This window comes from Pseudomonas sp. EB271-G4-1, from assembly GCF_058791355.1.
The window spans coordinates 18,228-39,297 of sequence record NZ_JBYTEO010000062.1; the positions used below are offsets into that span (position 1 = coordinate 18,228).

18 protein-coding genes are annotated in these 21,070 nt (G+C 60.1%); 9 read left to right on the forward strand and 9 right to left on the reverse strand.

The annotated features are described in order from the left end of the window. The 7 genes from AC3WWR_RS24915 to AC3WWR_RS24945 all read right to left on the reverse strand — a co-directional run bounded on the left by AC3WWR_RS24915 (nucleotide 1) and on the right by AC3WWR_RS24945 (nucleotide 7,881). Complete coding sequence (locus tag AC3WWR_RS24915; RefSeq protein WP_020798163.1) at nucleotides 1-1,398, reverse strand: FAD-dependent oxidoreductase; 1,398 nt, start codon at nucleotides 1,396-1,398, stop codon at nucleotides 1-3. A gap of 5 nt (nucleotides 1,399-1,403) precedes the next feature. Next, complete coding sequence (locus AC3WWR_RS24920; RefSeq protein WP_083348840.1) at nucleotides 1,404-2,849, reverse strand: aldehyde dehydrogenase family protein; 1,446 nt, start codon at nucleotides 2,847-2,849, stop codon at nucleotides 1,404-1,406. Between the two features lie 12 nt (nucleotides 2,850-2,861). Beyond that, nucleotides 2,862-4,049, reverse strand: a complete 1,188-nt coding sequence (locus AC3WWR_RS24925) for an aromatic ring-hydroxylating oxygenase subunit alpha (protein WP_020798166.1) — start codon at nucleotides 4,047-4,049, stop codon at nucleotides 2,862-2,864. A 253-nt stretch (nucleotides 4,050-4,302) separates the two neighbouring features. Further along, nucleotides 4,303-5,220, reverse strand: a complete 918-nt coding sequence (locus tag AC3WWR_RS24930) for a LysR substrate-binding domain-containing protein (protein ID WP_020798167.1) — start codon at nucleotides 5,218-5,220, stop codon at nucleotides 4,303-4,305. 364 nt (nucleotides 5,221-5,584) lie between these two features. Further along, a complete protein-coding gene (locus AC3WWR_RS24935; protein ID WP_033039167.1) occupies nucleotides 5,585-6,232 on the reverse strand; it encodes a hypothetical protein in 648 nt (215 codons plus the stop codon). A 672-nt stretch (nucleotides 6,233-6,904) separates the two neighbouring features. Beyond that, nucleotides 6,905-7,321, reverse strand: coding sequence for an organic hydroperoxide resistance protein (locus tag AC3WWR_RS24940; RefSeq protein ID WP_033039169.1), 417 nt, complete (start codon nucleotides 7,319-7,321; stop codon nucleotides 6,905-6,907). A 206-nt stretch (nucleotides 7,322-7,527) separates the two neighbouring features. Then, on the reverse strand, nucleotides 7,528-7,881 hold the full coding sequence (locus AC3WWR_RS24945) for a hypothetical protein (RefSeq protein WP_042955448.1): 354 nt from the start codon (nucleotides 7,879-7,881) through the stop codon (nucleotides 7,528-7,530). Between the two features lie 182 nt (nucleotides 7,882-8,063). Here AC3WWR_RS24945 and potE point away from each other — a divergent pair, with 182 nt between their 5' ends. From potE to AC3WWR_RS24975, 6 genes are all read left to right on the forward strand, one after another. Continuing rightward, on the forward strand, nucleotides 8,064-9,473 hold the full coding sequence (gene potE, locus AC3WWR_RS24950; protein WP_020798171.1) for a putrescine-ornithine antiporter: 1,410 nt from the start codon (nucleotides 8,064-8,066) through the stop codon (nucleotides 9,471-9,473). After that, entirely contained in the window at nucleotides 9,470-11,755 is a 2,286-nt protein-coding gene (locus AC3WWR_RS24955; protein WP_020798172.1) for an Orn/Lys/Arg family decarboxylase, read from the forward strand. Before potE ends, AC3WWR_RS24955 begins: the two co-directional genes overlap by 4 nt. Nucleotides 11,756-11,942: 187 nt before the next feature. Next, nucleotides 11,943-12,344, forward strand: coding sequence for a hypothetical protein (locus AC3WWR_RS24960; RefSeq protein WP_020798173.1), 402 nt, complete (start codon nucleotides 11,943-11,945; stop codon nucleotides 12,342-12,344). A gap of 214 nt (nucleotides 12,345-12,558) precedes the next feature. Then, nucleotides 12,559-12,837, forward strand: coding sequence for a DUF3303 domain-containing protein (locus tag AC3WWR_RS24965; RefSeq protein WP_008063017.1), 279 nt, complete (start codon nucleotides 12,559-12,561; stop codon nucleotides 12,835-12,837). A 267-nt stretch (nucleotides 12,838-13,104) separates the two neighbouring features. Further along, complete coding sequence (locus tag AC3WWR_RS24970; RefSeq protein WP_492599160.1) at nucleotides 13,105-14,373, forward strand: OmpP1/FadL family transporter; 1,269 nt, start codon at nucleotides 13,105-13,107, stop codon at nucleotides 14,371-14,373. 46 nt (nucleotides 14,374-14,419) lie between these two features. Further along, nucleotides 14,420-15,094: a DUF3313 domain-containing protein gene (locus tag AC3WWR_RS24975; RefSeq protein ID WP_020798175.1), complete on the forward strand. Its 675-nt coding sequence runs from the start codon at nucleotides 14,420-14,422 to the stop codon at nucleotides 15,092-15,094. Between the two features lie 84 nt (nucleotides 15,095-15,178). Here the strand turns inward: AC3WWR_RS24975 and ligD are convergent, their stop codons facing one another. After that, a complete protein-coding gene (gene ligD, locus AC3WWR_RS24980) occupies nucleotides 15,179-17,797 on the reverse strand; it encodes a DNA ligase D (RefSeq protein ID WP_492599161.1) in 2,619 nt (872 codons plus the stop codon). Between the two features lie 185 nt (nucleotides 17,798-17,982). Here ligD and AC3WWR_RS24985 point away from each other — a divergent pair, with 185 nt between their 5' ends. Then, complete coding sequence (locus AC3WWR_RS24985; protein ID WP_020798290.1) at nucleotides 17,983-18,426, forward strand: cupin domain-containing protein; 444 nt, start codon at nucleotides 17,983-17,985, stop codon at nucleotides 18,424-18,426. Nucleotides 18,427-18,542: 116 nt separating this feature from the next. Here the strand turns inward: AC3WWR_RS24985 and AC3WWR_RS24990 are convergent, their stop codons facing one another. Continuing rightward, entirely contained in the window at nucleotides 18,543-19,286 is a 744-nt protein-coding gene (locus AC3WWR_RS24990; RefSeq protein ID WP_033038602.1) for a tellurite resistance TerB family protein, read from the reverse strand. 249 nt (nucleotides 19,287-19,535) lie between these two features. Between AC3WWR_RS24990 and pcsA the strand changes: the two genes are divergently transcribed. Both pcsA and AC3WWR_RS25000 read left to right on the forward strand, forming a co-directional pair. Beyond that, nucleotides 19,536-20,258 carry a phosphatidylcholine synthase gene (pcsA, locus tag AC3WWR_RS24995; RefSeq protein WP_020798292.1) on the forward strand — a complete coding sequence of 241 codons (723 nt, stop codon included), beginning with the start codon at nucleotides 19,536-19,538 and terminating at the stop codon, nucleotides 20,256-20,258. Nucleotides 20,259-20,262: 4 nt separating this feature from the next. Further along, on the forward strand, nucleotides 20,263-20,649 hold the full coding sequence (locus tag AC3WWR_RS25000; protein WP_020798293.1) for a DUF488 domain-containing protein: 387 nt from the start codon (nucleotides 20,263-20,265) through the stop codon (nucleotides 20,647-20,649). Nucleotides 20,650-21,070: the final 421 nt, after the last annotated feature.

Genomic DNA, 21,070 nt, shown 5'->3' on the forward strand with positions numbered 1-21,070 from the left:
TCAGGCAACTGCCTGCTGAGAGTGCTGACAGGACTGCAGCAATGCGCTGCGTTGCGTTTGCGCTTGGCGTCCAAGCAGGACAAAACCATTGAGCTGGCCGCGGTCATCGTAGAAACCGGCACTCAAGCCATCCTCGGTCGGCGTGCAGCGCCATTGACCCTCGCAGGCGCTGGCAGGCGCCAACAGACACAGCGGCGCGGCCGGGGTTTTAACCGTGACGGGCATCAAGGGGTAGTCGACGGCGGTCGGTTGGCCGAGCAGGGTTTTGCTCAGGGCCTGGATGCCCTGGTTGATCGGTGCCAGGTAAGGCAGCAGTTGCCCGCCGATCTCGATGCAGTCACCCAGGGCATAGATGCCCGGTACTGAGGTTTGCAGCTGGGCGTTGACTTGAATGCCGCGTCCAACCGCCACGCCGGCGCTCTCGGCCAGGCTCAGGTCGGGGCGCAGACCAACGGCGGACAACACCAGGTCCACCTCGAGGGTGCGACCATCGGCGAGCGTCAGGCGATAGCCCTGCCCACTGGAGTCGATGGCCTGCAGCGTGTTCTGCAAATGCCACCGCACCCCGAGTTCACCCAGCGCATATTGCAGCATCTGCCCGGCCTCGGCGGGCAACAGGCGCTCCATCGGCCAGCGGCCCAGGCCGATGACATCGACGTCAAAACCGTTATGGGCCAGATCGTTGGCAAACTCGCAGCCGATCAGGCCGTCCCCGAGAATGGCGACGCGCCGCACGCCGCCCAGGCGCTCACGAAACCCCTGGTAGTCCTGCAGATTGTTGACGCTGATCAGCGCTGAAGTATCGCCCTGGATCGGCAAGCGAATCGGTTGCGCACCGCTGGCGAGGACCAACTGGCCGTATTCCATGTCACCGAAACTGGTGCGCAGGCGCCGTGCCGTACTGTCGATGCCCAGCACCTTGCAGTGCGGATAAACCCGCAGGTTCAGACGCTGCTCGATGGCCAGTGGCGTTTCGCCGGACAAGGCTTCGGCGCTCTTGCCCTGGGACAACCCGATCGAAAGCGCGGGCTTGGAGTACAGGTGACCGGACTCCTGGGTCAGCACGCGGATCTCGACCTTGGGGTCGGCCTTGCGCAACGCCTGGGCCAGGCCGTAACCGGCATAACCGCTGCCGATGATGACGATCGGCTGGCGTGGCGACGGCGCGGCAACAGCCAGCGGTGGCGCGCTGACCGGCACGCTGGCAACCGTGGCCGCCTGAGTGTACTCACTGATATCGAGCATATCGAAATCAGACTTGCCCACGTGGCATTCAGGGCACATCCAGTCTTCGGGGACATCTTCCCAGCGGGTGCCGGCGACGATGCCGTCCTGCGGCCATCCCAGTGCTTCGTCGTAAATCAGGCCACACACGATGCAAAGCCAAGTCTTGAACATGCTACTCACTCCCCGGCGACCCGGATCGCCACGTTTTTGGTGCGCACATAGCTGTACAAGGCTTCCTGGCCCTTTTCCCGGCCAAAGCCTGACAACCCAACGCCGCCAAAAGGCGTTTCAATGCCACCGGCATACCATTCGTTGACGAACACCTGGCCGGATTTCAGGCGACGCGTGCAGCGCATGGCGCGGCTGATGTCCTGGGTGAACACGCCGGCCACCAGGCCGAATTCAGTGCCATTGGCGATGGCAATCGCCTCTTCTTCGGTGTCGAACGGCAGGATCGCCAGGACTGGCCCGAACACTTCTTCCTGGGCAATGCACATCTGCGGGGTAACGTCGCGGAACACGGTCGGGCGCATGAAATGCCCGGCCCGGTCAGCGAATGCTTCACCACCGGTGACCGCCACCGCGCCGTCTTCCACTGCGCGGCGGCACAAGGCTTCGATACCCGCCAGTTGCCCGGCGCTGACCACGGGGGTGAGGTCTGCGTTGTCCTGCCCCAGGCCGACGCTGAGCCCCTCGGCCATGGCGACGACGGCCTCGACTACCTCTTCATAAATGTCGCGTTGCACCAACAGGCGCGACATCGCCGAACAGACCTGGCCGGCGTTGAAGAAAATGCCCGACTGGACGCTGGCCAGCAGTTGCTCGCGGTTTGCATCGGAAAAGGCGATCGCCGCGGACTTGCCGCCCAGCTCCATTACACTGGGAATCGCATGCTGCGCGGCATCGCGCAGGATCGACTGGCCCGTTGGTACAGAACCGGTGAACACGATCTGGTCGACAGCACGATGGCTGACCAGATACGCGCCGACTTCGCGGCCGCGGCCGCAAATCAGGTTGACCGCACCGTCGGGCAAGCCGGCCTTGGCAATAGCGCGGATTAGTACGCACATGCCCAGCGGTGAAAGCTCGGGGGACTTGATGACCACCGCATTGCCCGCCGCCAGGGCCGGCGCCAGCGAACGGGCGCAGATCGACACCGGGAAGTTCCACGGAACGATCTGTGCCGAAACGCCCATCGGGTCGTACAGGGTAAAGTCCATGTAGCCATTGCCCAACGGGATCGACGTGCCCTCGATCTTGTCGGCCATGCCGGCGTAATACTCGAAGTAGCGCGCCGCCTCGATGAACTCGTCCCGGGCATCGCTCAGGCGCTTGCCGTTTTCCTGGCACAGCACCCAGGCGCCCTCATCGGCCACGGCGCGAATTTCCTCGGCAATGCGCAGCAACCAGGTGACGCGCTGCGCCGGACGCACACGGTTCAACTCACCGCTGTCGGCACAGCGGCGGGCAGCCAGCAATGCGCGCTCGGCATCGTCGACGGTGGCCTGGGCGATGGTCGCGAGCGGCTCCGCCGTACCGGGGTTGTTGACCGCCAGGCGCTGGGCGCTGTCGCACCATTGACCGTCGATGTAATTGAGCCAGTGAGAGGCTATCGGATACATGGGACAACCTCCTCAGGCAGACGGCGTGGTGGCGAGCAGTTGACGGGCGGCCCACTGGTGGAAGAAATGCGTCGGAATGTCCATTTCCGGAGAGAACGCCCCACCCCTGTAGCCTGGGGAATGACGGCCTTTCTGCATGCCTTCGACCGAGCTGATGTCTTCAGCGAACACCACTTTCCAGGACTCCAGGATCGCCTCGCGGCAAGCGCTGAACTCCTCGCTGGTGGCGGCGTCGTCGCCCACATAGAACAGGCGCAAATGTTCGATCGTGCGTCCCGGCGAAACCGGCTCCAGCTGCATGGCGAAGGCATGGTCAGCCTGGATGCCGAGCAGGACGTTAGGGAAGAACGCGACATACTCGGCGTTGCGCAGGCGATCCAGCGGCCAGGCGGGAAATTTCGGCAAATGCGTGCCGGCGACGTCCGACAGGTTGTAGGCGTAGCTGCCCTGGCCGGCGAAGTGCTGGTCGAAAATGATGTTGTAGTGGTCTTCCAGGCGCGAGTACGAGTTCAGGCTCGGGTGCACCCACGGCAGGTGATAGGCCTCGCAGTAATTCTCGACCGCCAGCTTCCAGTTGCAGTTGATGTCCAGCGTCGTGGCGTCATGGCCAGGGCGGCGGCGCAGCAGGCTCATGCCGTCTTCGCCGAGAAACTGCGTCCAGCGTTGGGTCAGGGGCGCCAGCATGTCCTCGAGCGGTTGTGCTTCACCGGACAGGTTGATGAACACCATGTCCATCCAGATCGCGCTGCGGATGGCTTTCAGGCCATGTTTTTCACAGGCGAAGCGTTCGTCCTTGTGCTGGTCGATGCCGCCGACATGGGGCGTGCCACGCAGGCCGCCGTTGAGGTCGTAGGTCCAGGAATGGTAAGGGCAACGGATGACGCCTTGTACCTCACCGGCCTCCTCCACCAGCTTCATGCCGCGGTGGCTGCAAACGTTATGGAACACCTGCACCAGGCCTTCACGGTTGCGCATCAGCAGCAACGGCAACCCCATGAAATCGACAGGCTTGACCGAACCGGCCTTGCCCAGGTCGCTGGCGAAACCGACACACGCCCAGGTTTTACCCATGACCTGATCGCGCTCGAGCTCGAAGTAGCGTTGTTCGGTGTAGAACTCGTTGCCGAGGCCGGTCGCTTCATGAATCGGATTAAGGACGGTTTCAAGTTGATGCACAGGAATTTGCTGGATGCTGCTCATTATTGTTCTCCCCTGCTGGGCACGGTATTGAAGGGTCGGCAGGCACATGGGCCAAGGTCCGCTGGCAGCAAGTTTGGGAAAACAGAGGGGGCTCGACAAACGATATTTCCGGCGCCATTCATGACTTTCTGTCATAAATAATCAGGAAGTCAGCGCATGCAATGTGGCCGCTCGGCATTGAAAATACCGAGGGTTCGAGGGATTAAAACTGAAGGTGATTCAGTTCGACTGACGATTAGCCATGACCACTTCGTTACTTGGTGTCCTGCGGCGCTGGAAGTTGATTCATCAGCCAACTGCGAAAGCGTTTTACACTTTGCCGCATACCGCCACGCGCCAAGGGCTCCAGCAAGCAGAACTGCGCATCGGTGCACAAAACCGTGTCGAGCGGTCGCACCAAGGCCCCCGTATGCAGGTAATCGTCGACCAGGTTGGACCAGGCCAGCGCGATACCCTGTCCGCTGATAGCAGACTGGATCAGCATCGAATAGCTATTGATATTGATCCGGCGTTTGGGTTCGACGCTTTTCAGGCCCAGGTTGCGGAACCATTCGGGCCAGCCAATCCAGTCACGCTGGGGGTCGTCGAGGAACAACCAGGTGCAGGCAGCAAGGTCCTCGGGCTTGTTCAAGGCCGGATGCCTGGCCAGGTAAGCGGGGCTGCACACCGGGAACACCTCTTCGGAAAACAACGGCGTGACCTGCATGTCCCTGGGCGGTGTCCGGCAGTAATACAAGGCCAGGTCACAATCGAGGCGAGAGAAATCCTTGACCTGGTCATGGGCGATGATTCGAAGATCGATCTCTTCGTTCTCGCGTTGAAACTCACTCACTTTTGGCAACAGCCACAGTGAAGCCATCGCCGTACTGGTGGCGACCGTCACCTGCTCGGCGCCCTGCCAATGGCGAATTTCACCGGTAGCCTGGGCAACCTGCAGCAGTGACGCACGGACCGTCTCGTAGTATTGGCTGGCTGCCGGGCTCAGGTGAATCGTGCGGGTGGTGCGTTCGAACAGGACCTTGCCCAAGTAGTCTTCAAGCAGGCGGACTTGTCGACTGATTGCCCCTTGGGTGACGTTCAATTCTTGTGCCGCCAGGGTAAAACTCAAATGGCGCGCTGCCGCTTCAAACGCGACCAAGCTGTTGAGGGGGGGTAACGGGTGGATTTTCATACAAGGCAGGTCACGTCGTTATTTTGGTTTTATCGCGGCAGTCTAGCCCCTGTCGTTGCAGGTGCACAGCGGCAAAAAACACACTCACTCAAGGCCATCTCCGCCGGCGAGCCTGCCTGTCAACGAAGATCGAGCCTGGATTCGACTGCAACCGTTTGAGCCCGATGAGGCCGGCCAGCATCGCCCCGATGCACAGCAGGCCCAAGGGTGCCCCTTGGCGCCCCACGAACTCCCTGTCGGGGTTGTGACACATGGCCTGTGCGGCGGATGCTTTCAGGTCCTGGCGACATTACTCCGCAAAATCTGGCGCCAGGACCTTTTTCCACTTCTGCGCCAACGCGCCAGGCGCTCGCGCATCACCCTGTCAATGCGTGCCGGCCGTCGCCCATTGCGGCGCGATGGACGTGTTGTGGCGCTTGGCTCGCTGAGTCAGCGCCAGCATCGTCAAGAAGCCGAGCATGATCAGAACCGGGTATGCCATCAACAGATCGGAGAGCGAGTATTTCCAGGCCAAAGGACGGCCGACGCCGAGCATGGCGGCGTACAGCCACGACACCGCCGATAGTGCCCCACAAAACAGGGCAAGCATTCGGGCGCTGAATTCGAGGTCGAGCAAGGAGCCTGCCTTTTGCAGGGCCGGCAATACGAGTCGGTGCAGCAGGATGCCGTTATAGGTCAGCAGCACGACAATGATCACCTTGGCGTGAAGCTTCGGATTCATGAAGTACTCCAGGCCTTTGTCGAGGTAGTCGATGCCGATGATGGCAGTGCCTGTCACCCATAGACAGATCAACGCAACCACGACAGACTTCTGAAGACTTTCCATGTGCGCATTGTCATGTTCAGTGAACATTGTGCGCTTCAATATATCCCTGACCATTGCAATATCACTGGTCAACACCAAACCTATCGCCACACAACAGGCGAGCAAATGAACGTAAACAACGCCCAGCCGTAAAAACTCCATGAATTCTTTATGTTCGATCAGGCTCATAATTGTATTTATCGTCACGGGTATCTCTCCACCTTATTCGACAGTACAGATCGGTCAGTCAGCAGGCTTTTCCGCTCGACCTTGCTCATACAGGAAAACCGACCAATAGATTATTATTGATATCCTATTGGATCAGTAAGGGAGTTGATGACATCTTAGTTACTACCTCTCAATTTTCGGGTAAAAAAATCCCCATCTGCATTAATTGCATTTGAGGTTCTAATTCCGCTTCTTTTTTTCGATTGCGAGAGCCGGCCATGGATGCCGTGCTGCAGGATCTGAGGCCTACAGCGCGAAAATGTTCATTTTTTAACCACAGCACCGACAGGCGGTAGCGGCATCGAACGCCACCGACATGGATGATCGGTCATCAACTTACGCGTTGAGGCCCATGACAGCTGAGTTCGTTGGATTACATGAGCGTTGACACTTATAATTGGATCCACTAGTTGTCGTGGAGTAAAAAGCGGGGTCAATCGCGAGAGGGCTGCCCGCCAACAAACAGTCATACTATTTTCAGGGCTTGTCGATTTCAAGCATCCCGGGCACAGGAAGACCCCTGTGCTCTCCGGGTCAACTTAGCCTCCAAACATTGCGACACTAACAACCCATTGTTGATCATTTAATATTTATTGAGTCTTGGCGACATTGCTTCTCCAAGCAGTCGCCAAGCGCGTTTTATATCTCAAATCAGACCAACTTCAATGTCACGTTGATGTTGTTGCGGGTGGCCTTGGAGTACGGGCAATACTTGTGCCCGGTGTCGACCAGTTTCTGTGCGGTTTCGCGGTCCAGCCCCGGCAGGCTCACATTCAGCCGGGCCTGCAGAAGATAGCCGCCTTCATTGGTACCCAAGTCCACCTCGGCATCGACGGCCACGTCCTTGGGCAATGCCACTTTCAGTTCTTTGGCAGCCACGCCCATCGCGCCAATGAAGCAGGCTGACCAACCGGCGGCGAACAACTGCTCCGGATTAGTGCCACCGCCGCCTGCGCCCGGCGACGACAGCTTGATGTCCAGGATGCCGTCGGAACTGCGCGAGGCGCCGTCCCGGCCGCCGGTGGTATGGGTTTTTGCGGTGTACAGGACTTTGTCGAGCTGGGTCATGATGATCTCCTGATTGAATTGAGGTTTATGCATTGTCAGGTGAATCAGTCTTCCGGCTTGGTGCCAGGCATTCAATATAGACGGCGGTGCCCGACCCAGCGCCCGATCCGACAAAGGCCCTCCTGCAACACGCAAACTTTGCAGGCGCGAGCAGGCTCGCGATGAAGGTCCACGATTACGCGGGGAGCTTGACACCCCGCGGTGTTCTAAAGTTTTTCGCGAGCATGCTCGCGCCTACTCGCCAACTTGTACTTCACACAATCGTCATAAAAACTCTGCCGGACCGCCGCCGGCTTGAGCCGTGTCGGGCTGTCATAAGTTTGTTCGGTAATGCCCATTGCCATCATCCGCATCCATGGCTTGGCAAACTTGTACGCCTGGATTTTTTGCCGTGCCGCATACAGCGAAACCCCGGACAACTTGAGTTCCTGGGCTCTTGCCGCCGTCCCTGCACCCCAACTGCATATATAAGTATCACCGGGCTTCAGTTCCCTGGCCTGGGCAGAAACTGTAAGACCCGCAACGCTGAAAGAGATCAGCGCGACCCAGACATTGCGCATTTGCATTCCACCTAACCGCCTGAAAATAAAGCGATTCTGGCAACACGCGAGAAATCTGGGGGCCAGCATAATGCCTTCTATTCAATTGATTGACTTGCGTCAGTAACCGAAAGTCATTTTCTTGCGACATTTCAAAACTTTGCTATAGCTAAGCTCTCACCGCCAACTAATGAGGCAACGGAATGTCAGTCGCAAAGAAAATGAGTGTGGGGCAACTGACGATGTTGACCGCGGTCAACATGTTGGGCTCAGGCATTGTGCTACTACCGTCGAAACTGGCGGAAGTCGGGTCGATTTCAATTCTTTCCTGGTTGATTACAGCCACCGGTTCACTGGCATTGGCCTACGCCTTTGCGCGATGTGGGATGCTCAGTCGAAAAACCGGCGGCATGGGGGGATATGCCGAATACACCTTCGGCAAGGCCGGTAACTACATCACCAACTACACCTATGGTCTCTCGTTGCTGATTGCCAACGTGGCGATCAGCATTACCGCGGTCGGCTACATCCAGGAACTGTTCCACATTGAACTGGACTCACTGCAAGTGGGCCTGGCGACCATCGCATTACTGTGGATCACCACGTTCGCCAACTTTGGCGGTGCGCGAATTACTGGTCGCATTGGCGCAGTCACCGTATGGGGCGTGATTGCGCCGGTAGTGCTGGTGTCGACCATTGGCTGGTTCTGGTTCGACAGCAGCGTGTATGCCGCCGGCTGGAACCCGCACAACATGGCCTGGTACGACGCCGCGGGGGCCTCGGTGGCGATCACCTTGTGGGCATTCCTGGGCCTTGAGTCAGCATGTGCCAACACCGATGCGGTGGAAAACCCCGAGAAGAACGTACCGATTGCGGTGCTCGGCGGCACCCTGGGTGCGGCAGTGATCTACATCGTTTCCACCAACGTGATTGCCGGCATCGTCGATAACCCGGAACTGGCCGCCTCCACCGCACCGTTCGGCCTGGTCTTCGCGAAGATGTTCACCCCACTGGTTGGCGACATTGTGATGGCCGCGATGGTATTGGCCTGCATCGGCTCGCTGCTGGGTTGGCAGTTCACCATTGCCCAGGTCTACAAGAGCTCGGCGGACACCGGTTACTTCCTGTCGATCTTCGCCAAGGCCAACAAGGCCGGGACGCCCATCGTCGGCATGCTGGTGCTGCTGGCGGCGCAGACGGCCCTGGGTTTCCTCACCATCAGCCCGGACCTCAGTAAACAGTTCGACACCCTGGTCAACCTCGCGGTGGTCACCAACCTGGTGCCGTACATCCTCTCCATGGCCGCGTTGATGACCATGCAAAAGGTCTCCAACGTACCCGCCGGCAAGGCGCTGGCTACCAACATCATTGCCTGGGTGGCGGCGGCCTACAGCTACCTGGCGCTCTACAGTTCCGGCGAACAGGCGCTGATGCTCGGCGGTGTGGCGACCATTTTCGGCTACACCCTGTTCGGTTTCGTCAACAACCGCCTGATTCGCCTTGAAGCACTCAACAACAGCGTGCCGACACAAACAGTCAGCGCGCAGCACATCACTGGCCAACCGGTGCCGGTGAATAGCCTGAAAAAAGCCACTCTGGAGATTCACGCATGACGGAATATAAACACTCACTCGGGATGCTCGCGCTGGTGGTCAGCAACCCAGCGGACAAGCGCACGGTGTTTGGTCGCGCCCTGACTCAATTGGTCAGTGACGTAGAGGGACGTGGCGTCAGCGTACTGGCCTCGGAAAGCCTCAGCGATGCCGCGTCGATCCTGCGTTCGGACCCGGCCGTTCAATGCGTGCTGATCAGCTGGGAAATGGACACCAGCGAAGGTCACGACGACTGCATCAAGTTGCTGGTCAAGCTGCGCGAGCGCAACACGCGCGTGCCGGTGTTCCTGATCAGCGACCGCACTACCGCGTCGAGCATTCCGCTCCTGGTCATGCAACACGCCGACGACTTCATCTGGCTGCCGGAAGACACCAGCCGCTTCCTCAGCGGACGTATCCTGGCGGCCATCGAACGCTATCGCCAGGCCGCCCTGCCGCCCATGTTCGGCGCACTGGTGAAGTTTGCCCGGTCCTATGAATATTCCTGGCACACCCCCGGTCATGCCGGTGGCACGGCATTTCTGAAAAGCACGGCGGGACGGGCGTTCTACGAGTTCTTCGGGGAAAACCTGCTGCGTTCCGACCTGTCGATCTCGGTCGGTGAACTCGGTTCGCTGCTCGATCACAGTGGCCCCATCGGCCAGGGCGAGCGCTATGCGGCCAAGGTGTTCGGTGCCCATCGCACGTATTACGTGACCAACGGTTCGTCGATGTCCAACCGCGTGATCCTCATGGCCAGCGTCACGCGTAACCAGATCGCCCTGTGCGACCGCAATTGCCACAAGTCCGCCGAGCATGCGATGACCCTTTCGGGGGCGCTGCCGACCTATCTGGTACCGACGCGTAACCGCTACGGCATCATCGGCCCGATCCTCCCGCAAACCCTGAGCAGCGAGGGCGTGAAAGCGGCCATCGCCAACAACCCACTGGTCAAGGAAGGCATCGATCCGACGCCGGTCCACGCGATCATCACCAACTCCACCTACGACGGCCTGACCTACAACGTCACCCGCGTCGAAGAACTGCTGGGCCAGAGTGTCGACCGCCTGCATTTCGACGAAGCCTGGTACGGTTATGCGCGCTTCAACCCGCTGTACCAAGACCGCCACGCCATGCACGGCAGCCCGGACGACCACGATGCTTCGAAGCCGACCGTATTCGCCACCCAGTCGACCCACAAGTTGCTGGCGGCCCTGTCGCAGGCCTCGATGATTCACGTGCGCAACGGCCGTAACCCGATCGAGCACGGACGCTTCAACGAGTCGTACATGATGCACGCCTCGACCTCGCCCAACTACGCGATCATGGCCTCCTGCGATGTCAGCTCGGCGATGATGGAAGCGCCCAGCGGGCAGATCCTCACCAGCGAATCCATAGAAGAGGCCGTGTCTTTCCGCCAGGTCATCTCACGCATGCACCACGAGATGTCGAGCAAGGACGACTGGTTCTTCACCTGCTGGCAGCCGCCCACCGTGCAAGTGGGCAATGCCACGGTGCCGTTCCACGAAGTCGATCCGCTGCTGCTCAAGACCGAGCCCAAATGCTGGGTCCTGCACCCCAACGAGGTGTGGCACGGCTTTGGCGACATCGAGGAAGGCTACTGCATGCTCGACCCGATCAAGGTCTCGGTGCTCAGCCCTGGCATGGGCGACGACGGCAACCTGCTGGCCACGGGCATCCCGGCCTGTGTACTGACGGCGTACCTCGGACGCCAGGGCATCGTCGTCGAGAAAACCACCGACTTCACAATCCTGTTCCTGTTCTCCATCGGCATCACCAAGGGCAAATGGGGCACGCTGGTCAACGCGCTGCTGGACTTCAAGCGCGACTATGACGACAACGTCGAACTGGAGCTGTGCCTGCCTGACCTGCTGGCCGGTAACCAGACCCGTTACGCCGGCATGGGCCTGAAGGACCTGGCGGACGAAATCTTCGCCGCCATGAAGTTACACAAGACCACCTCGGCCATGGCCCAGGCGTTCGGCACGCTACCGCAAGCCGTCTTCAGCCCGGTGGAGGCCTACGAGAAACTGGTGCGCAACGACATCGAACTGGTCACCCTGGAACAAGCCGCCGGGCGCATTGCCGCCACGGGCATCGTGCCGTATCCGCCGGGCATTCCCTTGCTGATGCCGGGTGAGAACGCCGGGGCTGCCGACGGGCCGCTGCTGGCCTATCTCAAGGCACTGGAAGCCTTCGACAGGTCCTTCCCGGGGTTCACCCATGACACCCACGGGATCGAAGCCGAGGCCGGGGTTTATCGGATGCTGGTACTGAAATAACAGGGACCCGCAACCCCCCTGTAGGAGCGAGCATGCTCGCGAATAACGTCCAGACAACGCGGGCATCCAGACAGCCCGCGTCATCGTTGACGTCCATCGTCGGAACGCCGCCCGGAGCAGGCTCGCTCCTACAGGGATCACATTACCTATGGGCAAATTCGATCACTGCGCTCTATGATTGAATCCCATGATCACCTCTGCCCCGATCCGCCAACCCTGCCCGCCCGGCGCCTGCGACTGCGGGCGTGACCCGCTGCTGGAAACACCGGGTGCGGATGTGCGCATCCTGTTCCTGACCCGCGCGGAAGAAAAACGCCTTGTCGAACGCCTGGAAAACCTGCAAAGCCTCCAGGACCTCGAACACCTGCAACGGCGGATGTTCGAGCAGTTGGGCATTCGCGTGAACATCGCTCCCGGTTTCAATGAAGTGCGGACCATGCGCGGCATCGGCATTCACATCGACGAACTGCCAGGACTATGCCGCAAGACCCGGGCAGCGATCCCGGCGGCGATTCGCCGGGCCATGGAGAAGCGCCCGCAAATCGCCTTCGAGCTGCTCAACGCCAACGACCTGTTGCGTGACACCTGATCGTCTGTTTCAGCGCTGAGACAGCTGCCATACACCCCCTGTAAAAGAGGATCGGCGGTCGTACGTGAAGTGCGTGGCGCTGCTATGCCTTCTGCAGGGAGCAATCGTTTCAGGCCAGACAGGATGACACTGGCAAGGCAAACGTGACCGAGGTCCCGGCGCCAACCCGGTGCGCGAAGACAGGCAGGTGCCAATCCCTGGAAGGAGGTGGCAGATGTTGTTCATCGTCAGCTGGAAAATCAGTTCGGCCAATCGCAACAGCGCGATCGAGCGCTTTCTCAAGACCGGTGGCGCGCCACCGGAAGGCGTCAAGATGCTCGGACGCTGGCACGCCGTGGGTGGCGCAGCCGGTTTTGGCGTGGCCGAGGCCAATGATCCGGTACCGATCCAGAAGTGGGTACTGCAATGGAGCGACCTGATGACCATGGAGGTCCAGGCGGCACTGACTGACGAACAGATAGCCCCGTTGCTGGCAGCCGCTGCCGGCAGGTAATGGTCTCGAGGCGGCGAGACCTGCTCGCCGCCTCGATTCGAAGCGATGCGGCAGAACGCGTTGAGCCCCCTGGAAACGCTCCTTGAGCCTTAGCGTGAACTATCGGTTTTAACTCACTAATTACTGGATATTTCTCGAGACCTACCTACGCTCTTTCGCGTGGGAAACAAATTTCATGGCAGTCAGTTGACTGCTCTCAGGGGAGTTGACACCGGTCGATGGCGACAGCCACCGGTGTCCGTAATGGGAATGCACAAAGGTGACCCCATGCAGCTGAAAAATTGCGCCCTACCCGCCGTCTCATTGCTCGCTCTGTGCTGCCAGCAGGTACAGGCTGGCGGCATCATGCTATACGAAGTCGGCACCGATAACGTCGGCCTGGCCAACGCCGGCGCCGCCGCCCGGGCCCAGGGCCCTTCCACCATCGCCAGCAACCCGGCGGGCATGAGCTACTTGCCAGGCACGCAGATCACCGCCGGCTTGCAGGTGCTCTACGGTGATATTTCGTTCGATCGCGACGACAGCACCAACGTCTCCGGCAGTGGCAGCGGCAACGCCCTTGACCCGTTGCCCGGTGGCAGTTTTTTCGTCAGCCATGAACTGGACGACCACTGGAGCGTGGGGTTCGGCCAGTACGGCGACTTCGGGTTGGCGGTCAATTACGACAATGACTGGTCGGGGCGCTACTTTTCGCAGAATTCCAGCCTGCTCGGCCTGTCGCTGGTGCCCAGCGTGGCGTACCGCTTCAACGATCAGTGGTCGGTGGGTGTCGGCGTCAAAGCCATGTACGGCATGCTCCAGGCCCAGACCGCGATTGACCGCTCGCCCTTCGGCTTCACCGAACGCGGCGACGGCCAGTTCAAATACAAGGACAAGGATTGGGGCTTCGGCGCCAACGTCGGGGTAATCTACGTCCCGCAACCTGGTACCCGCATTGGCCTGACCTACACCAGCAAGGTCGACCTGGAGTTCGAGGACGGGCTGGACATCAAGGGAAACGGACCACTACTGCAACGCCTGGATGGTACCAACACCGAACTTGATATCACCGTGCCGCAAACCGTGACCCTGAGCCTGTTCCAGCAACTGGACCGGCAATGGGCGCTGCTGGCCTCGATCAACTGGCAGGACTGGTCGGAATTCGGCGATATCGGCATCCAGGTCGACACCTCGGCAAACGATGCCCGATCCACCAACATCGACGCCGGTTTCAAGGACACCTGGCACCTGTCACTCGGCGCGCAATACCAGGCCACCGAGCAGTGGCTGTGGAACGTCGGCGTGGCTTACGATAGCAGTGCCGTGTCCGACAGCAAGCGTTCGGTGATCGTGCCCATGGCCGAATCCTGGCGCATTGCGACGGGCGCCACCTATGCGCTGAACAAAGACACCGACGTCAACCTCAGTTGGGCCATGGTCTGGATGGGCGACATGCCGGTTGACCAGAGCAAGGACCTGTCTCGCAATAGAATTTCCGGTCAATTCGACAATACCTGGATTCAAGCCGTGACCGGGAACATGACTTGGCGTTTCTGATTATCTGACTACGCTTAGACGAATTATCCAAGGAGCACACCGCACTATGAACCTGTCCCGTAAATTGCTTGTCGGCACTGCCTTGGCCGGGCTTCTGCTCGGCGGTTGTACCTCGAAAGTCACCGAGCGGGAGCAGTACTCCGGCTACCTGTCCAACTACAACAACCTTCAGGAAGTCGAGACGCCCAGCGGTGGCACGGCGATGCGCTGGGTCAGCCCATCGTGGAACCCCGACGCCTATGACACGGTGGCGTTCAACCGCCTGGAGCTCTACCCGGCCCCCAAGCCCAACGAGCGGGTCAACCAGCAGACCCTCAATGACATCCAGAACTACATGACCAGCAAAGCCAAGTCGACACTGGGGCAGAAGTACCGCGTGGTTTCCAGTCCAAGCGCCGCACCCAAGGGAGCGAAAACCCTGGTCATGCGCGCCGCCATCACCGGTGTGAGCGCTTCCAACGAAGGGATGAAATGGTATGAGGTAGTGCCCATCGCCGCCGTCGTCGGTGCGACACAGGCCGCCACCGGTCATCGGGACCAGGACACCGAACTGTTTATCGAAGCAGAGTTCATCGACGCGAAAAGCAACCAGACCGTGGCCAAGGTGGTGCGCAAGGTGTTCGGCAAACAGCTGTCAAACGAAAGCCAGAAAATCACCGCGCAGGATTTCAAGGCGGCGATCGACAAGTTGGGTAGCGACTTCCAGGCCTTCATAAAATAACGCAAGTGCTGTAGGCGCTGCCGCAGGCTGCGATCTTTTGATTCTGTTTTTTCAAGATCAAAAGATCGCAGCCTGCGGCAGCTCCTACTTCATTCCCACTCGCCGTCGCATCTCGGCTGTAATCGTCTGCCGGGTTTTCTTCAGGTCCGCCCAAGGCTCATCGCCCACTTCGGCCAGGCGTTCATGCGCGTTGTGGATGTTCCACTGGTTGCCGCCCTTGAGCGTAGGGACTTCTTCCCGAAAAATCGGCATCGACACCGGCAATCCTTCGCGGGTACGCACGGCGTAGGCGCAGATGGTCGTGGCGCCCAAGCCATTACGCAGGTAGTCGATGAAGATCCGCCCTACCCGGTTCTTCGGCCCCGAAACAGCAGAAAAACGCTCCGGCAGCATCTTGGCCATGTGGCTGACAATGGCGTGGCTGAAGTCCTTGACCTCATCCCAGCCGTGCTTGCGAGTCAGCGGCACTACCAGGTGGATACCCTTGCCGCCGCTGGTCTTGAGGAACGCCTTGAGCCCCAGTTCGTCGAGCACCGTCAGGGTCAACTGAGTGGCCTCGACCATGCGCTTCCATGGCAGCGCCGGGTCCGGGTCGAGGTCGAGGACGAAGCGGTCGGGTTTGTCGAGGTTGTCGGTGGTGGCGTTCCAGGTGTGCAGCTCGACCGTGCTCATCTGCACCGCACCAATCAAGGCTTCGGCGTTGTTGATCACCATCATCGGCTGGCCTGTGAGTTGCTGGTCGAGGGTAGTGATGCCGGGGATCGCCAGGCGTTCGGCGTTTTTCTGGAAAAACAGTTCGCCAGCGATGCCATCCGGTGCACGCACCAGCGCCACGGGTCGGTCCTTGAGCTGAGGCAGAATCCATTCGGCAACACTGGCGTAGTACTGCGCCAGCTGCACTTTGGTGGTGCCACTGCTGGGGTCGATCACCCGGTCCGGGTGGGTGATGCGGACTTTGCCCTGGTCGAGGCCGATTTGCGAAGGCGCAGGTTCGGCTTTCTTTTTCGCGGCGGAAGGCTTGGCTGCGGTGGTTTTCTTTGCAGGGGCAGTTTTCACGGCAGTCGCACGCTCCTCGGTAATGTCTTTGGCGGGTTTGTCGTCCCGCAGGCCATGGAACACCGCATGGCGCACCGAACCATCCTTGGTCATTTCGGCAAAGGCCACTTCCGCCAGCAGGCTGGGTTTGAGCCAATGCACAGCCTTGAACTCGGCACCGCTGGGCGGGTTGACCACTGCCGGTTTCTTCGTCTGCAGGGGCTTGAGTTGTTGATGAATGCTATTGAGGGTCGCCTCGGTAAATCCGGTGCCGACCTTGCCCGCGTAGCGCAACTCACCGCTGTCGCGGTCGTGCAACCCCAAGAGCAACGCACCGAAGGCACTGCGTGAACCTTTGGGGTCGGTGAAGCCGACGATGACGAATTCCTGTCGATGCTTGCATTTGAGTTTGACCCAGTCACTGCTGCGCCGCGATACATAGGGCGACCCCAGGCGTTTGCCGATGAGGCCTTCCATTTGCATCTGGCAGGCGCTATTGAGCAGGGCTTCCGGGTCTTCGCCAAAGGCGTCGGAGAAGCGCAGCAATGGGTCTTTGCTGGTTTTGAGCACGGTCGAGAGCGCCGCCCTGCGCTCCTCGACGGGCACTTCGCGCAGGTCCACTCCATTGAGATAGGGCAAATCAAACAGGTAGTAGAGGATATTCCCACTGCGGCCCGCTTCGAAGGCATTTTGCAAGGCCTGGAAATCCGGTACGCCTTGCTCGTCGGCCACCACCATTTCACCGTCGAGCCAGGCCGATTCCAGGCCCAGCCCCGCCAGCGCCTTGGCCTGGTCGGGCAGCTTGTGGGTCCAGTCGTGGCCGTTGCGAGTGAAGAGCTTAACCTCGTCATGGTCGATACGCGCCATGATCCGGTAGCCGTCGAACTTGACTTCATAACTCCACTGTCCGCCCGGGGCCTTTTCCACCAGCGTCGCCAGCTCCGGTTTGATCTGGTCAGGCAGTTCGGCCTTGCGCGCGCCTGTGAGTGGCGCGGATTGTTCTTTGCGTGCAGGCGACGCGGGCTGCTTGATGGACTTGGCTTTGGTGGCCTTGGATGCTTTGGGTGTCTTGGGTGTCTTGGGTGCCTTGGGTGCCTTGGCGACGAGAGTCCGTTCGCTGAGCACGCTGTCGGGTTCGGCGACCACCACGTCGTAATCACTTTCCGGACGGGCAGCACCGTCCTGGTGCTTGATCAAGAACCACTGCTCCTGCTTGCCCGGCATGTGCGTGCGCACCAGGTTCCACAGGCCGCCGAGCTTCTCGCCTTGCAGTTCGAACTTGAGCCGGCCCTTGGCATAGGCCTTCGCCGGATCGTCCTGGGGAATCCACACGCCACGGTCCCAGACGATGACATCCCCCGCGCCGTAATGACCTTCGGGGATGCTGCCTTCAAAGGTGGCGTAATCCAGCGGATGATCTTCGACATGTACCGCCAAACGCTTGACCTTGGGGTCCAGAGACGGTCCCTTGGGCACCGCCCAACTCTTGAGCGCACCGTCGAGCTCCAGGCGAAAGTCGTAATGCAGGCGCGAAGCATCGTGCTTCTGGATGCAAAACTGCAAGGCATGATCCTTGGTTTTTTTTCTGCCCTTGGGTTTGACGGCGACAGGTTCCGACGTCGCCGAAAAATCGCGCATGCGGTTGTAGTCATCGAGATTTTTGTTCATGGCTCACCCGCGGTTCGCTGCAGGGCGCTGAATCAGCACTTCCCTCTCTCAGCAGAGCGAGCCTTGGCGAAAAAAATTCCATCGCCGTCGAAATTGCCCGGACGGACGGCCCCGTACCGCGGCTGCCGGCCAGCGTTCAAAGCGCCTACAATCGGCGGATGCTGCCTCATCTGCGGAGAGCCATCATGCGCACGGTTCACGTCCTCCAGTCCCCACCGGCATCGGTCAATGTCGTTGGCGAAAAGATCACTGTCCTGGCTGGCGGTGATCTCAGCAAACCGTTTGAAATGCATATCCAGGAAGGCGTTCAAGGCGGCGGCCCGCCCCCGCACTTTCACCCATGGGACGAAGCGTTCTACGTGGTCGACGGTCAGGTCGAAGTGACCGTCGAAGGCACCTCCACCACTGTCTCGGCCGGGGGCTATGTGCATATTCCTGCCGGGTCGATTCATGCCTACAAGAACGTCAGCCCCACGGCAAAGATGATCGGCGTGGTCTCCGATCCGCGAGGCGGGCTTTTTTTTACGGCGATGGACCGGTTCAAGGTACCCGAGGATCTTCCGCGGATATTTGAGGTGGCGGAGCGCTTTGGCGTGACCTTCCTGGTGCCCGAACCGCCGATTTCCTGATCGACCGACCTCGCTCTCTGTAGGAGCTGCCGCAGGCTGCGATCTTTTGATCTTCAGCGATTCTTCAGGCGCAAAAGTCAAAAGATCGCAGCCTGCGGCAGCTCCTACAGAGGCCTTCAGGCTGTGCCGTGGGCCTGCTGTTCCAGATGTACCTGCAAATCCGGATCGATATTCAAGGCAGCCGCCAGTTCATCCAGGTAACTGCGCTCGGCATCCTGCTGATCATCCACCAGCATCACGCTGGCCAGGTACATCTCGGCGGCCATGCCGGGGTCCGTTGCCGACTGTGCCACCTCGGCAGGGTCAAGCGGTTTGGCGGCTTCCTCGTCAAGCCACTGCTGCAACTGCGGATCATCGGTGTGCCGGGCGATTTCGGCATTGATCATTTGTGTCTCGGCGTCGTCGAAGCGGCCATCGGCTTTGGCCGCCGCGATCATCGCCCGCAGGATCGCGTGGCTGTGTTCCTCGACTTCCGGGCCCGCCAGCATGTCCACCGTACGCATCGCCTGCTGCGGCGCCTGCTGTTGCTGCGCGGCCTGGCTGCGTTGCCAGGCCTGAAAGGCCTGGAATGCCATCATCCCCAGCGAAGCCAGCGCAGCATAATTGGTACCACCGGCGGAGCGCGATTGCGGCGCACCGCCCATTGGCGATCCTGCGCCCAGCAAGCCACCGAGCAAACCGCCCAGGCCACCCATGCCGCCAGCGCCTGAACGGCTGGCGCCGCCACCGCCCAACAGGCCGCCCAGCAATCCGCCCAAGTCACCCAGGCCACCCTGTGCCGACGCCCCACCGCCGCCCCGTTGCGCCATCGAGCCCTGGCCGGCCCGCAGTAATTGTTCGAGTAGATCGCTGGTGTTCATGACGACGTCCTCATCGATGGGAGTGATCCAGTCAGACAACGATAGCCCTCGCGCGTAAATGTGCTACCACCGTCTGGCTGACATATTATCGATTTATCCGCCGTATTTTTTTACGGCGCAGCTAAGATTCATGGGTGGTGAACCTTATTCCCGGATACCCGGTCGATACTTGCAACCCAACCCGGTTTGCCGCCGCCCGCCAGATGAGGGCGTTGACTGGCTTGCTTCACTTTCTGGAGAACGCCCCCCGTGATATCGACCCTACACATCGCCAGGCTTAAAGCCTGGGGCGCCCATGGTTTTACCGCCACCGGCGTGGTCACCGCCTTCCTCGCCACCCTCGCCCTGCTCGATAACCAGCCCACCAGTTGCCTGCTGTGGCTGGGTGTGGCCCTGATCGTCGATGGCCTGGATGGCGCACTGGCGCGCAGGGTCAACGTACAGTCGGTGCTGCCGAGTTTCGACGGCTCGATTCTCGACCTGGTGATCGACTACCTGACCTACGTATTCATTCCGGCACTGTTCATCTATCGCTACATCCCGTTGCCGGACTACACACTGCTGCTGACCGTGTCGCTGATCCTGGTGTCGTCGCTGTTCTGTTTCTGCAACGTCAACATGAAAAGCAAGGACAACTACTTCCAGGGCTTCCCCGCCGCCTGGAACGTGGTCGCCCTGTGCCTCTACATCATCGCGCCGTCACCCTGGATCACCTTCCTCACCGTGATCGGCCTGGCCCTGTTGACGCTCACCCGGATGAAATTCCTGCACCCGTTCCGCGTGCGCCGCTTTATGCCGATCAACATTGCCGTGACGGCGATCTGGCTGCTGTGCAGCCTGTCGCTGGTGATCAACCACCCGGTGATCAATCCCATGGTCATGGGGCTTTGGCTGTTGATGTCGGCGTACTTCCTGGGGATCTGCTTCTGGCGCACGGCGCTTGAGTGGTTCGACGAATCGCGGCTCAAGTAGCGCCATGCCGATCCATATCGTGCGCCTCGGCTCTGCGCGAAAACCCGACGAAGGCTTGCGCCTGGGTACGGTGCGCCGTCCACCCCGTGGCGTACCGAAAGCCGAGTTTGCCAGCCGGGATTTCTATGATGTGTGGCAGCCACTGCTGTCGCCCAGCCCGGAGCTGGTACAACAGGCCCAGGCCGCTGAGGACGAGAAGGCCTGGAATGCGTTCAGGCGCAAGTTCAAGGCCGAAATGAAGCACCCTGCCCCCAGCCAGTTGCTCGATCTGCTGGCGGCTCTTTCGCATCACACTTCCTTGGCCGTGGGGTGTTATTGCGAGGACGAAGCGCATTGTCATCGCTCGGTGTTGCGTGAGTTGCTGGAGGCTCGGGGGGCGGTGGTTGTCTAGATACTCTCGCGGCTGTACCCGATCTACTGTGGGAGCGAGCCTGCTCGCGAAGGCGGCCTGACAGCCGACCTGTTATTTGTTGTCTGAGTTCATATCCATTGCTGCGGTAACGGCTGGATTTCGCTTTTTACCGTAGGAGCCAGGCTTGCTGGCGAAGGCGTCCTGGCAGACGGTGATTGTCTTTCAGGTGTACATATCCGTTGCTGCGGTAACGGCCACTTAGGTTTTCGCTTTTACTGTAGGAGTCAGGCTTGCCGGCGAAGGCGTCCTGGCAGACGGTGATTGTCTTTCAGGTGTACATATCCATTCCTGCGGTAACGGCCGCCTATGGTTTCGCTCTTACAGCGAGTCACTTGGAAGAGCCCCAAGTAACCAAGGGCTCTTGCCCCTGGCGTTCGGTGCCTCGCTAAGGCTCGGCATG